A 14,119-nucleotide genomic window follows, 5' to 3' on the forward strand; every position below is an offset into this window, starting at 1 on the left:
CCAGAGCTGGACTAGAATCGACAACATCTGGATTGCCACCGGGGATTGGGAACGAAATGCATGTTAAGAAGTCTTGGGTAGCCTTGTCGCTGGCCGCCGTCACACTGACAAGTTGCTCCCCCGGCAGGACGCTGGACGAAACTGCCGGCGGTCCCTCCACCGTCGCCGCCGTTACCGCATCGCCCGGACAAACCGTCACTTTCGGACAATGGATTTCCTACGGAAAAGGGATTAAAGTCACGGTGCGGACGGACGGGTTCCAGACAGTGAGCCCGTATGCCGAAGGCTCCACCGGAAGCAGTGCAGCCGTCTTTGAAATCGATGTCAGCAACGCATCCACAGCTGACTTCGACCCCGCGCAGATGAGCAAGCTGTCCGTCACATACGGAGCCGAGGATACCAAGGCCAGCCAGGTCATCGACGCCCCGGCCGGGGCCACCACCGGTCCTTTAGGCCCCATCGGCCCGGGAAAGTCTGAAACAATCCGGCTCACATTCGCCATCCCGCCGGGCACCCGCACGAACGTCCATGTACAAGTTCCCGGCCCCACGGCGGGTGACCCACCTGCCGTTTTCACGGGCTTTATTGAGTAAACCGGCGCATTGCCGCAACCCGTTACGTCGCTGAGGGTCTTACCTTCGCTGTCGTGGCCCCGGTGCATGCCGGGGCCGTCGGATTCTGGCGGCCAGTCCCCCGTCAACCTAATCTAACTAGCCGTCCACTAACCTCACCACGCCTGCCCATACCGCAATCAGCCGCACCAGCTCAGCAGCCATCGTTCAAATCCGTCGAGCAGGATGGGCCGTGCGGGCGTGCTGGTGCTCGAGGCGCCAGGTCGTCCGGTCACGTGGGCTCACTTCCACAGTCCCGTCCTCCTCCAGCGAGGAGCCCGTAATGCCGGCCGTTGGCACGTGATAGCTCGGCGTGGGGTAAAGGGGTACAACCAACAGCCCAGGCACATCCCCAAAACGAGCCACTTGCCGCCATACCAATCGCACGTCACGTGGACTGTTCAAGTCCAACTCCCGAACATGGATGGCACCCTTGCAACCAACGTCACGGTGGCAACGAACGACCTCAACGGCGGTCCCCGGGGTTTTGCTGGGATGCGCCTGCCGTAGCTTGGGCGGACAAAAAACTGCTCCCACATCTTTGTCACGACAGAATGGTGCTGTGACTGACAACACTTCTGAGTTGCCGGAGCAGGACCCGTTGCCGGGCCTCAACTCTGACCGGGACCCTGCGCTGGCCCGCGAGCTGGCGGAGTTGCGGCTGGACAACGCCCGACTCCGCAAGCTGCTGGAACTGAGTGCGGAAGAAGCCGGGGCAGCCCATCCCGACCAGCCGGTCTTGGCCGTCACCATGCCGGTCGGCCCGGTGACCATGCACTCTGCACCGGAAACCAAGGTCCTGTTCTTTGAAAACCTGTTTCGCTGCCGCAACGACGTATATGCAACGCGCTGGGAAAACACGCAGGACGGCCGCTCGGGCTGGGTACCTGCTGTCGCGGGTGGATGGCGCAAGGGGACACCACGAGAGCGCGTCGCCTTCCTCAAGCTCACACCTGCCGTCGTCGCCGACCATCTGACCGGTGCAAAGCACATCGGCCTGTACCCGCTCACCGAGAAGGACACGTGTTGGTGGCTCGCAGCGGATTTTGACGGCCGCGCAGCCATGATGGACGCCTTGGCGTACGTCAAGGCTGCTCGGTTCCGCGGAATTCCCGCCGCGCTCGAAATTTCCCAATCAGGGCGTGGCGCCCACGTGTGGATCTTCTTCACCGAGGCCATTCCCGCCACAACGGCCCGACAGCTGGGCACCGGCCTCATTCACGAGGCCATGGGTTTGCGTGGCAGCATGAGCCTGTCCAGCTACGACAGGCTGTTCCCTTCTCAGGATGCCCACACAGGAAAGGGCATGGGGAACTTGATCGCCGCCCCGTTGAACGGAAAGCGGCGTAACAGCGACGGGACTACCCTGTTTTTGGACACCACCACTTTGGAACCTTTTGAAGACCAGTGGGCCTACCTGTCCAGCCTGGACAGGCTGACGCCGTCGGCTGTGAACGGGCAAATCCGTCGTCTGCCCTCAGTCCGCTTGGGCAATGAGGTGCGCCGGCTGCAATTGCCGCCGTCCTCCAAAATTGTTCCCCGCCCGGCTATGGTCGTACAGGCAACATTTGCTTCACGCCTGACTATCCGCTCCTCAGATCTCGGCCCGGCCATGATCTCAGCCATTAAACATGCTGCCTCCCTGGCCAACCCCGAATTCTACGATCGTCAGCGGCAGCGCCGCTCCATTTGGAACATCCCCCGCTACCTGCACTTTTACGACGAGACCCTTGAAGGAGACCTCATTATCCCGCGGGGCTTGTTGTCCTTATTAAAAGGCCTGGTTGAGTCGGCTGGCAGCACCTTGCGCCTTGTTGACCAAAGAACGCCGGGCACCCCGCAGGACCTTGAATTCCATGGTGTCCTGCGCCCTGAGCAGCAGCAGGCCCTGGACGCCATCGAAAACATCGAGCACGGCATCCTCGTGGCAACGCCGGGTGCCGGCAAGACCGTCATAGCGTGTGCAGCCGTGGCCCACCGAGGAGTTTCTACGCTTGTTCTGGTCGATCGGAAGGCACTGGCGGACCAATGGCGGAAGATGATCCACGAACTGATGGGGGAGAAACCCGGCCAGATCGGTGGCGGCAGGTCCAAGACCACCGGAAGGATCGACGTCGCACTTCTGCCCACCCTTGCCCGTCGCGACAACGTAGCCGAGCTTACGGCTGGCTACGGTTTCGTCATAGCCGATGAGTGCCACCATGTTCCGGCTGCGGCTTTCAGCCATGTGATGAATCAGATGCCTGCAAAGCATTGGCTCGGACTGACGGCAACGCCCTATCGGCGCGACAAGCTTGATGCGCTGATGTATCACCAGCTCGGCGACGTAGTGCACACGATCATTCCAGTCCCGGCCCAGCAGCTGCCGCGCCATGAGCGCGAGATCCCCGCCCCGACCCCGGCACTGGAGCTGCACCGCACCAAATACTTCTATACAGGCGACGCCGACCCCAGCGTGCCTGGCGGCATCTCCGAAATCTACCGGGATCTGGTCTCCAACGAGGCACGCCTTCAGCTGATTTACGACGACGTCCTAAACGCATATGCGGCCAACTCACGTATCTTGCTGCTCACCACATGGAAGGCCCACTTGGAGCTATTCCGCGTCAGGTTTGCAGGCGCAGGTTTGGAGCCGGTGGTCCTGTCGGGGGGAATGAAAAAGGCCGAGACGCGCGCCGCGGTGGAATTGCTCGACGCCGCCGACCCCGGCAAGCCACTGCTGGTGCTTGGCACCGGATCATTCATCGGCGAAGGTTTTGACTGCCCCAAACTGGACACATTATTTCTTGCTGCACCCATCTCGTTCAAGGGACGCCTTGTCCAATACGCAGGGCGCATCACTCGACCGTTTCCCGGTAAAACCCAAGCGAGCATCCACGACTATTACGACGAGCTCACGCCTGTCCTGGCATCATCCCTTGCCAAGCGGGCACCCGGTTACATCTCACTCGGATTCCCCGACCCGCGACGGATGTGACAGTGATGCCAGCACTGTTTTCGGCCATGGCTGAGCCGAACACCCGGGGCCCAGTGACAATCGGGAGCCAATTCCATCATCCGGCGCGTCATCTTCGCAATCTACGACGCACTCTCTCTGGGCCGGGTACTCGTGGGAGGCCAGTCCGTTTACCTTCACGCCGTCGAGCATGGCGCCACGCCACCGCCAACCAAGAATGCAGACTTCGCCCTCGACATCCGCAGATGCCCCCACCACCTCACGGCTTCACGACGACTCTCCTCCAGCCGGGCTTCACATCAGCAGGGGGAATCACTGACCGGCCACCAGGTATTCCCACGTGCCCGGTCTCGGTGCCGATGATCAGCTGCATGATGCTGCAGTATTGTGTGCGGGGCGTTACGGGGGTCAGTGGCAACCACTCGGGGGCCTACGCTTGGGCGATCTTGAAAACTGCTCCCGTCGGATCTGCCAGCGTGGCCATGCGGCCGAAGGGGGAATCCTCAGCGGGATGGATAACCTGGGCGCCCAATGAGAGCGCAGTTTCCACGACAGCATCGGCGTCCGCCACCCCTAAGTAGATCTGCCAATTCGACGGAACCCCATCCGGAAGATAAAAAGAGGCGTCCATGATGCCGGCACGCGAGCTATCCCCGGATCCGAGCGTCGTGTACCGAAAATCTTCGCTGTCGCTCATGACGGAAGTGTCCCAACTGAAGGCGTCCTGGTAGAACTTCACTGAGCGCGCATACTCCCGGGTGTGAAGTTCATGCCAAACCGGGGCACCGGGTTCTCCTTTTAGCTGGAACCCAGTGTGGCCACCGAACTGCCACGCACCAACGACCGCGCCTCCTGCGTCGGTAAACATCGCCATGTGCCCCTGGCCCGGAACTTCCATGGGCGGCATAATCACTTGCCCACCTGCCGCCGTGACCGCTTCGGCCGACGCTCCGATGTCTTCCACCCGCAGATAGGTGCTCCACGCGTCCGGATTACCTGATGTGGGGTCATTCTTCATCATCCCCGCTACCGGTGCTCCTTCGACGAAGGCGGTGACGTAACCGCCGTAGGTTTCCTCGTCTCCGGTCTCAAACGTCCACCCAAAAAGACCGGCATAGAACTGTCGGGACTTCTCAGGGTCCGAGGTCATGAGATCTATCCAGCACGGATCCCCCGGGGCGAAATCGGGCTTTGGCATCGAGGGCTCCCGGCAGGGGTATGGATGGATCGGATGAACTCACCCTAAGCCTTTATCCACCCGGATGACTAGGTCAGGAGGCCGATCTTAAATGTAACGAACATGCTGGTAAAGTTCTGGCGCATCGGCTCAGCCGGAAGTGAGTAACATGGCATTTACGCAGGTCACCGCCTGCCATGTTTCCCTTAGCCTTGCGGGTGGAAGGAGTCCCTGTGGATATGCGCTTGGAATTGGTTCCGCTACCTTCATCGGATGTAAATCGGAGTAGGGCGTTTTATGTTGATCAGGTGGGTTTCCACCTTGATCACGACATTGAGCCGGGCAACGGCATGCGCGTCGTCCAGCTGACACCGCCGGGATCAGCGTGTTCCATCGTTATTGGTGTGGGGATCAGTGATCCCCAGGCGGCACCTGTCCATGGGCTGCATTTAGTGGTGGGTGACCTTGATGCCGTCCGCCGGGTGCTTCTCGGCAACGGGGTTGAGGTGTCTGAGGTGAGCGACATGGGTGGCGGCGTCAGGTACGCGTACTTCAGCGATCCTGACGGCAACTCGTGGGCACTTCAACAAATCTCCCGGTAACTACAGGTGCGGCATAATGAAAAATCGGGCATCGGCCCCTTCAGGACAGTCGCGCATCGAAACCACTTGTAAGCGCAGAGTTGAAGAAGCTCCGTCCCCGCGTGGAATCGGTGACGGAAATTCGTTGGTGGCTGATGACGGCGGTTGCGGGACTGGCTGGCGGGCCGGCGGGCGAAACAGCGCCCGGACAAATCCAGACTCCCGGAGCCTTTGGCCTGCGGCTGCAATATGCAGGAATCTTTCCTTGCGTTGATGCCGTACACCGGCCAGCAATGGATGTCCTACCGCTTTGATTGTTCGCGCTTACTAACGTTCTTTTGAACGCTGCCACGCCAGCATATCCCGCAATGAACGGCGCAGCGGACGGAGCATCACTGCCTGACTGCGCTCCGGAAGCAAAGCGGCTTATTCAGTCCTCATTTTCCGTCTTCTCGGCGTCTGCGACCCGACGAAGCAAACCCTCGGCAATCCCAATCGAGACCTTGTCGCTCATCGTTCGTGCCCGGCCCAGGGCTTCATTACCAAATAGTTTCGTTGCATCGACGCCGTCAGATCCAGACTCATGCACTTTGTCAGTCGTCGTCTTGGCCAGGTCCAACGCGTTGTTGCTGATGCGCTTGGTGGCGTCAACACCATCTGCGCCTGATTCGATGACCTTGTCACGAACGTCAACAACGGCTTCTACCCAAGTCTTAGCTTCGACAGATTGCCGGCCGTCTTCAATTCCGAGGCATTTGTGGAACTCACTGACGGCCGCCTCCACTTTGTTATTTGATTGAACCACTGTGCGCGCTGTTGTTGGATGGAGGAGAACTTTCGTGTTGGCCCGTCCAGCCGCAACATTCATCTTTCCGAGCAACTGCTCAGTTCGCCGGGTGATTTGATCAATCCGATTCTGTCGAGCCACGCGAAGAGCCCGACGATGACTATCAAGCTCCTCAGGAGAAGCATCCAATACGCGGTCCAATTTCAGCACAGCGAGCGAATCGTAAAGCTGGAAGCACCTAGCAAGGACAGCAATCCACTCGCGAGACTTGGGCTCAGTTTCTTGAGCCGGCTTGGCAAGATCGACCATTTTGGACATTCGTTCCATTTTGTCCGCGAGCGCATCAAGTTGACGCAGCGCCTACATCTGGGTGCTTGCCACAGTCAGCGACGACGCCTGGACTTTCGACCGAGTAACTTCAGAGACCTGACCCACCGTGTCCCGAGTAGTAATAGCGTCGTCCACAAATAGGCCAACCCCGATCATCTCAGCCAGCACAGCGTCTTTCTGCGCACGAAGGATGTCGTCCACTTTTTACCGAAACTTCGCCATCCCAAGCATCGCGGTCACCCTGCACCACAATGGCGAAATCATCGAGTGCCCCATGAAACGCTCCTACGACCCCCGCTTTCGACGCGATCGATCAATTCGAGTTGTCAAACCCCCTTCCTAGCCCTCGCCGTCGCGGCAGGCTATCACGCCGAATTCTTTGCCTCCGGTCGAGGGGACTCCGGGCGCTTCTGAAATGACTATAGAGAGCACCCGCCTCGTCCATGGACACTCGGGAGGCCCCAACCTCACAGTTGTCTATGAGTGGTGGCTCGGTATTTATGGATGAACCGTTACCACCCACTGAAGCGTGTCGGATTCCTAACGGATATCGACAGCTTCAGCACGGCAGGCTGGTGCTAGCAGCTTCGTGGTCAATGCCGTTGCTGATTCGAATGTTGTGTATTCGCCACAGGCGGGAACGCGTGCGATCAGTGAATATTGGCTTTGCCATTCTAGAGGTGGGTCAAACGACGGGGTGCGCGCGAGCTTGCGTGCGGCCCATTCCGAGCTTATGGTGCCTGTTAGAGCTGCACCGTCAATATTCTGAGTACGGGCAAAGACAACCAGGTCGACCAGATCACGGAACCGACGACCGGTAGAATCTCTACTCATGTGGGGATTGAAGAAGAATGGAACTGCGGTAGATCTGGCGACCAAGGCCACGCAGATGTTAATCGACAGTAAAGGTATCAACTCATTGGAGAAGGTTCTCCTTCGAGACGTCCCTTTCAGAGAGGCGCTTGATCAGTTCGAAGACATACCTTGGCGTGAGCAACAGATGATAATGTCCCGAGTTCGCATGCAAGAAGAAATGGTGAGTCTGAAACACCTGCCAATAGCCATGGGCATCTTCACAATATTCGTTGGTGGTGGAGTGACCTGGTTGATTAGAATGCCGCACCTATCTGCCGGGCTGCTTTCCATCTCGATGATGGTAGCAGCGGTGGTACTGGGGGTGATTTTGGTTGGAATGCGCATATCAAGAAGGCGGGACTCCCGTTTGTTTGCGTGGGCTGAGGCGCTTACGGCAAGCCACGGGCGGAAGACCAAGGAGCAGGACGAGCTCATCAAACAACGTAATGCGCCGCAGCCAGCTGCCACCAGGCAACCCGACGAGTCGGCGTCCGCCCCAGATCCTGTCGGCACCAACCGGTTTGCCAGTGGAGCCAAATGTTTCCAGAAGCTAAGCTGGGGCAAAGCTTGATCGCAGTTGTTCTGCGAGCAGAAACCAAGGGTTTTATGCTCGGAATCAATCAAGAAGCCAACGTGGCCGTGGGCCCACTATATGGTGCTGGTTAACTCAAGAGGAGTCATGATCGTTTCCAAGACTGTCTCGGCAAGGGCGCCGGAATAGGCGCAGACGGTGTACGGCGTGTCGCATCCCAGCCGGATGGGACCTCCGCGCTGCCAAGTTTATAGGACCGGGCACGACGCGGACCGGGGATCAATGTAATGAGTTTTTGATGAGTTCGGTCGTAGCGGCGCATCCCGGAGCCACTCCCCCGCAGCAAAACCGCAGGTCAGCGGCACATACCCCGCCCAGACGAGCACCTCCAGCCGACGACCGTTGTGTCTGAACACCAAAGCCATGTAAACGCGAAATGACGGGGTGGAAGCCCACCCCGCCACTGCAAAAAACCCCGTAAATCCGGGCTTTTTGGCCCTCCAAAATCCGAGGCCCCCTATCAGATTCGAACTGATGACCCCCGCTTTACCAGAGCAATGGCCCGTGAGCGCTGCATCAAGAAGACCCACCTCCTGGTCTCCGTGGCGCGTACTGGTGCTCGGGCCGTCCGGTGGTCCCGTAGCGCAGCGCAACGTCTACAGTGCCCTCCTCGACCAATGACGAGAGGTACCGTTGGGCGGTGGCGCGGGACATGCCCACCGCAGCGGCGACCTCGGCCGCCGTCGACGGCTGCGCCGAGCGTGTCAGTGCCTCCAGCACCGCCCGTTCCGTGACGGACCGCGGCCGGCCGCCGCCGTCGCTCGGATGAAGTTGCCGTAAGGCGCGTTCGACTGCCTCTTGATCGAGGGCGTTTTCGGTGTCCAGCAGGCGGCGGTAGCGGGCGTATCCGCGCAACCGCTCTGCCAGCATGTCCGCGCTGAAGGGCTTGATCAGATACGCCAGGGCGCCGCGGCGGATGGCCTTGCGGACGGATTCGGCATCGGAGGCGGCGGACAGCACGAAGGCGTCCACGTCCAGCCCGCGCAAGATGTCCAGCCCGTTCCAGTCGGGCAGGTAAACGTCGATCAGCACCAGGTCCGGTCGGTGTGTCTGCACGGCCCGTGCCGCGGCTTCCCCGCCGCCAACCGGATCCAGGGCGGTAAATCCGGGTGCCTCTTCGACGTAGGCCACATGGAGCCTTGCCACATGGAAATCATCATCAACAATCAGCACACGCAGGTCCTCAGTCATGGGTCTGCCCTCTTACTTTGGCGTTGAAGTCCAGCGCATTCTCCAGCCTTGCGGCGAAGACCGCCCCTGGGCCATCATTGCTCCCCGCGGAGACCAACCAGACGTCGCCTCCGCTCAGCCGGGCGAGCTGCCGGGACAGCGCCAGCCCCAGCCCCTCGCCGTGGCCGGTTCGGTGCCCGCTGGGCGCCGTCGAATAGCCTTGCGCAAAGACCTGCTCGGGATCCGCCGTCTGAATGCCGTTGCCGGAATCCGATACCAGCAGATGCAGTGCTGCGCGATCACTGAGCAGTTCAACCTCCACCCATCGGTCCGGTCCGCTTCCAGCAACCGCTGCCATCACGGCGTTGTCGACCAGGTTACCGAGCACAGTGGTGACATTTTGTGCGTCCTCGACCCGATGGTGCAGAACGGTGCCCTCACCGATCCGCAATTGGACGCCCTTTTCCGCCGCCTCGGCGCTCTTGGCACCCAAGAAGGCCAGCAGGAAGGAATCGCTGAGGAGACCGCCGTTTTCCAGTGGATATTTCAGCGGGCCGTTTTCCAGCGTGAGATGGAGATAGTCGGCGGCTTGCCCGGCATGACCCAGGTCCAGCAGCCCCGAAACGGTATGCAGGCGATTGGCGAATTCGTGCCGCTGCGCGCGCAGAGCTGTGGTCAGGGCACCTACTGCGCCCAACTGCTGGGTGAGCGCCACAACATCCGTCCTGTCATGGACCATGATCACCCAGCCCAGATTCCGCTTGGCCCGCGTCACTTTCCGTGCGGAAACAATCAGCACCGACTGCTCAATGACCACTTGCACGCTTTCCGGCGCTTCCCCGGCGTCGGCCTCCAACAACGCCAGCACCGGCCGCGGCAGTCCCAGCTGAGCCGGCGTCTTGCCCACCGGATCGTCCAAGCGCAGCAGCCGCGCCGCTTTTGCGTTGCAGACCGTCACCAGCCCGGACGCGGAAAGACCGATGACCCCCTCGGCAATCCCGTAGAGAACCACCTCCTGGTCCTGGACCAGCGCACCGATCTCCTCCGGTTCCAGGCCCAGCGTGTGCGCTCGGAGCCGACGGCTGAGCAGACTTGACCCGAGCGCGCCCAGAATCAGCGTGAGGAAGCCGACACCGAGAATTGGTCCGGCGGAGGTCCAGAGCCCATCCATCACGTCCTGCATTGGGTAGCCGACGCTGACCTCGCCGACAACGGAGTTATCGGTCAACGAGCGTACCGGCACCTTGGACCGTACGGAGGCGCCGAGGGTGCCAACCTCTTGGACGGTGATTTCCTGGCCGCTCAGTGCCGCTTCCGGGCTGGTGCTGACCTTCTTACCCAAAAGCGCGGGATTGGGGTGCGACCAGCGGACACCCTGACCATCGGTCACGACGACGAACAAGGCATCGGTACGCAGCCGCACCACCTCGGCAAGGCGCTGCACCGGTCCGGCAGCCAGGACCCGGGGATCGGGAACCGCGGGCTGGCTGCCGGACAACGCTGCTCTGATTCCTTGGTCCTCGGATAAGCTCTGCGCCACCGCCAACGACTTGGCACCGACTTCCGAGCTGAGCCGCTGAAACGTCAGCCAGCCGTAGACCGTTGTGGCCAGAGCAATCATCAGCACAATCACGACGAGCTGCTGGAGCAGCATCCGCGTGGAGAATGGCACGCTCACCGGGAAATGCCTGAAGCACCAGGCCTCTCCCGGCCGGTCTGCCTCCCCCGGCAGTCCTGCCTCTCTGTGCCGTCCTGCCGACGCCGGCCGTGCTGCCCGCGCTATGCGTCCGTGGCCAAAGGGCCGGTCCTTCCCGGCCGGTCGGATACGGGCGGGAGACGTCGGGTGCGGCGCCGAAGTCCGCAGAAAACCTGGCACGTGCAGCAGCTCCATTCCCTCGCGCGTGGACCGATGTGATCCGTCGCACAGCTAACCGTATGCGTGCCGGGGACAGGACGCCAAATGCTGCGTGCGCACAATGCGCAAAACCTGCGCAATGCAGAAGTGCTGCGATTTCCGCGCTAAAGCCGGTCCGGAATGCGGGGTGAAAGTAGCGTCAGTGTGACTTAGAACACCGCGCTTCACAACACCGCGCTTCACAACACCGAAAACTCACAGCACCGAAAACCCACAGCACCGAAAACCCACACGACAGACAACGCCATTGAGCCAGGAGAGAGCACATGCCTTCCACCTATCCAGCCGCGCACGAGCGGCATGAACCGTTGCCGGGGGCGGACTCCGGTCAGCGGACCGCTCCGCTGATCGAGCTGCGGGCGGCAACCAAACGATTTCCGAAGACGGGCGGCGGCATTCACACCGCCATCCAAAACGTTAACCTCAACGTCGCGCCCGGCGAGTTCGTCGCCGTCGTCGGCCCTACCGGCTGCGGCAAGTCCACGACGCTGTCGCTGATCTCGGGACTGCAGCCGGCGTCCGACGGCGAAACTTACGTCCGCGGCGAGCTGGTCACTGGCATTCCCAAGCGTGTGGGCTACATGTTCCAGTCGGATGCGACTCTGCCATGGCAGACCGTGTTGGATAACGTGGCCTCCGGCCCCCGCTATCAGGGCATGGGGCGCAGCGAGGCCAGAGACAAGGCCCGGGTCTGGGTGGACCGGGTGGGGCTGGCCAAGTTCGAAAAGTATTATCCGCACCAGCTGTCCGGCGGCATGCGCAAACGCGTCTCGCTGGCCCAGACGCTGGTGAATGAGCCGGAAATCATGCTAATGGATGAACCGTTCAGCGCCCTGGATGTGCAGACCCGGCAGCTGATGCAGACCGAGTTGCTCCGGCTCTGGTCAGGTACCGGCGCCGCCATAGTCTTCGTCACCCACGATCTGGAAGAGGCCATTGCACTGGCTGACCGGGTGGTGGTGATGACGGCCAGCCCGGCCACCATCAAGGCGGAATTCACCGTCACTCTCCCCAGGCCGCGCGATGTGGAAGAGGTGCGGCTGACTCCCGAGTTCCTCGCCATTTACCGCCAGGTCTGGAATTCCCTGCGCGAAGAAGTGGATCAGGCCCGCGCTGCTGCGAGCCTGGCCGGATAGGACCATGACCATGACAGCTCCATCAACTGCCCCCTCCCCTACGGCGCAAAAGCCGCTGGCCTTCGAACTATCCCGGGAACGCGAGGCACAGCTTCTGGCCGGTGCGCGAAAATCCGTGCGCGTCACCACAGGCAAAATCTGGGCCCTCCGAGTACTGATCATTGCCCTCTGGCTGGGCAGCTGGGAGGCCACAGCCACCTACCTGATCGACCCGTTCTTCTACTCCAAGCCCTCGCTGATCTGGGACCGCCTGGTGCAGTGGTTCAGTACCGGAACGCAATTCGGCTCGGTCTGGGAAAACCTGGGCTTCACCGTCCTGGAAGCGGTGCTCGGATTCGTCATCGGCACCGTGGCCGGAATTGTCCTGGGCGTCCTGCTGGGCCGCAGCCGCTTCCTTGCCGAGGTGTTCTCGCCCTTCATCAAGGCTGCCAATGCCGTACCGCGCATTGTGCTGGCGGCACTGTTCATTCTGTGGTTCGGCTTCGATATCAGCTCCAAAGTTGCCACCGTCGTGGTGCTGGTGTTCTTTGCCGTGTTCTTCAATGCCTTCACCGGGGCACGGGAAGTGGACGGCAACGTGGTCAACAATGCCCGCATCCTGGGCGCCAGCAAGGCTAAGATCCTGACGTCGATTGTCCTGCCCAGCGCCACCACCTGGATCCTCTCCTCCCTGCACACCGCCTTCGGCTTCGCGCTGATCGGCGCCATCGTCGGTGAATACGCCGGAGCCAAGAAGGGCATGGGCATGTTGATAGCCAATGCCCAGGGCACTTTCGACGCCGCCGGAATTTACGCCGGCATGATCATCGTCACCATCGTGGCGCTGCTGGCGGAAATGCTCATCACCACTGCAGAAAACAAACTCCTCAAATGGCGGCCCTCAGAGGCCAAAACACAAGCACAAGGAATCTGATGAAAAACCCGAAAATGCAACGACGCACCCTGCAGGCCGCAACACTTCTGGTCACCGCCGCCATGGCCATCGGGATGAGCGGCTGCCGCAGCAGCGGCGCGGCCAACGCCGATGCCGCCGCGAAACCGGAAGTCACCATTATTGTGGGCGGCCTGGAAAAGGTGATTTATATGCCCGCCAAGCTCGCCGAAGGTCTGGGATTGTTCGAGCAGGAAGGTGTCAAGGTCAATCTGCTCGGCGAGCAGTCCGGGGCCAGTGCGGAGAACTCGCTGCTGACCGGGGCGTCCCAGGCCGTCGTCGGCTTCTACGACCACACCGTGGACCTGCAGGCAAAGGGCCAATGCATCACCTCGGTGGCGCAGCTGGCCAATATCCCCGGCGAGGCGGAAATGGTCTCCACCGCGAACGCGGATTCGATCACCAGTGCCAAGGACTTCGAGGGCAAGAACCTGGGCATCACCTCGCTGGGCTCGTCCACGGACTTCCTCACCCAGGCCCTGGCCGGCCAGGCGGGCGTAAAGAAATATACGCCGGCAAAGGTCGGAGCCGGGCAGACCTTCATCGCTTCGATGAACAATGGCGGCATTGACGCGGGGATGACCACGGACCCCACCATCGCGCAGCTGGTGCAAAGCGGCCAGGGCAAGGTCCTGATCGATATGCGCACCGAGGAGGGCACCCGCCAGGCCCTCGGCGGCCTCTACCCCGCAGCTTCGGTGTACATGTCCTGCGATTATGTGCAGAAGAACCCGAAAACGGTCCAGAAGGTTGTCAACGCGTTCGTCGGTGCGCTGGACTTCATCACCACGCATACCGCTGCGGAAATCGCGGCCAAAATGCCCTCCGATTATGCCAACGCCGGCGCGGGCCTGTACGAGAAGTCCATCAATGACACCAAGACAATGTTCAATAAGGACGGCAAGATGGACGCTGACGGTGCCAAAAACGTGGTGAAGATCCTCGACCAGTACTCCACGAACGTCTTGGGCAAAGGCTCCACGATCGACCTGTCCAAGACCTACACCACGGAGTTCGTGGACAAGGTTCCGGCCAAGTAAGCCGGCTTTAGCAACCTGCGGCTTAACAGCGTAGGACG

11 protein-coding genes are annotated in these 14,119 nt (G+C 60.9%); 7 read left to right on the forward strand and 4 right to left on the reverse strand.

All coding sequences use genetic code 11. The features are described 5' to 3' along the window. The first annotated feature begins 56 nt into the window (after positions 1-56). Both IV500_RS15235 and IV500_RS15240 read left to right on the forward strand, forming a co-directional pair. Entirely contained in the window at positions 57-593 is a 537-nt protein-coding gene (locus IV500_RS15235; RefSeq protein ID WP_196397662.1) for a hypothetical protein, read from the forward strand. Positions 594-1,173: 580 nt separating this feature from the next. Further along, on the forward strand, positions 1,174-3,588 hold the full coding sequence (locus tag IV500_RS15240) for a TOTE conflict system archaeo-eukaryotic primase domain-containing protein (protein WP_312875947.1): 2,415 nt from the start codon (positions 1,174-1,176) through the stop codon (positions 3,586-3,588). Positions 3,589-3,997: 409 nt separating this feature from the next. On the opposite strand, the gene IV500_RS15245 is transcribed toward IV500_RS15240, so the two are convergent. Next, the gene (locus IV500_RS15245) at positions 3,998-4,765 is read right to left on the reverse strand and encodes a VOC family protein (protein ID WP_196397664.1); all 768 of its coding nucleotides are present in this window, start codon (positions 4,763-4,765) and stop codon (positions 3,998-4,000) included. Between the two features lie 218 nt (positions 4,766-4,983). Here IV500_RS15245 and IV500_RS15250 point away from each other — a divergent pair, with 218 nt between their 5' ends. Beyond that, entirely contained in the window at positions 4,984-5,346 is a 363-nt protein-coding gene (locus IV500_RS15250) for a VOC family protein (RefSeq protein ID WP_230855042.1), read from the forward strand. Between the two features lie 409 nt (positions 5,347-5,755). On the opposite strand, the gene IV500_RS15255 is transcribed toward IV500_RS15250, so the two are convergent. Next, positions 5,756-6,430 carry a hypothetical protein gene (locus IV500_RS15255; protein ID WP_196397666.1) on the reverse strand — a complete coding sequence of 225 codons (675 nt, stop codon included), beginning with the start codon at positions 6,428-6,430 and terminating at the stop codon, positions 5,756-5,758. Between the two features lie 844 nt (positions 6,431-7,274). On the opposite strand from IV500_RS15255, the gene IV500_RS15260 reads away from it, so the two are divergent. Continuing rightward, positions 7,275-7,868 (forward strand): hypothetical protein, encoded by a 594-nt coding sequence (locus tag IV500_RS15260; RefSeq protein ID WP_196397667.1) that lies wholly within the window; start codon positions 7,275-7,277, stop codon positions 7,866-7,868. A 537-nt stretch (positions 7,869-8,405) separates the two neighbouring features. On the opposite strand, the gene IV500_RS15265 is transcribed toward IV500_RS15260, so the two are convergent. Further along, complete coding sequence (locus tag IV500_RS15265) at positions 8,406-9,080, reverse strand: response regulator (RefSeq protein ID WP_196397668.1); 675 nt, start codon at positions 9,078-9,080, stop codon at positions 8,406-8,408. Further along, complete coding sequence (locus IV500_RS15270; RefSeq protein WP_312875948.1) at positions 9,073-10,737, reverse strand: sensor histidine kinase; 1,665 nt, start codon at positions 10,735-10,737, stop codon at positions 9,073-9,075. The genes IV500_RS15265 and IV500_RS15270 overlap by 8 nt, the downstream gene beginning before the upstream one ends. Positions 10,738-11,240: 503 nt before the next feature. Between IV500_RS15270 and IV500_RS15275 the strand changes: the two genes are divergently transcribed. The 3 genes from IV500_RS15275 to IV500_RS15285 are packed head-to-tail and all read left to right on the forward strand — an operon-like array spanning position 11,241 to position 14,081. Next, positions 11,241-12,110 (forward strand): ABC transporter ATP-binding protein, encoded by an 870-nt coding sequence (locus tag IV500_RS15275; protein ID WP_196397669.1) that lies wholly within the window; start codon positions 11,241-11,243, stop codon positions 12,108-12,110. 10 nt (positions 12,111-12,120) lie between these two features. After that, positions 12,121-13,023 carry an ABC transporter permease gene (locus tag IV500_RS15280; RefSeq protein WP_230855031.1) on the forward strand — a complete coding sequence of 301 codons (903 nt, stop codon included), beginning with the start codon at positions 12,121-12,123 and terminating at the stop codon, positions 13,021-13,023. After that, positions 13,023-14,081, forward strand: a complete 1,059-nt coding sequence (locus IV500_RS15285) for an ABC transporter substrate-binding protein (RefSeq protein WP_230855032.1) — start codon at positions 13,023-13,025, stop codon at positions 14,079-14,081. The genes IV500_RS15280 and IV500_RS15285 overlap by 1 nt, the downstream gene beginning before the upstream one ends. Positions 14,082-14,119: the final 38 nt, after the last annotated feature.

The sequence above is a fragment of the Arthrobacter terrae genome, from assembly GCF_015708085.1.
Lineage (GTDB): Bacteria > Actinomycetota > Actinomycetes > Actinomycetales > Micrococcaceae > Arthrobacter_M > Arthrobacter_M terrae.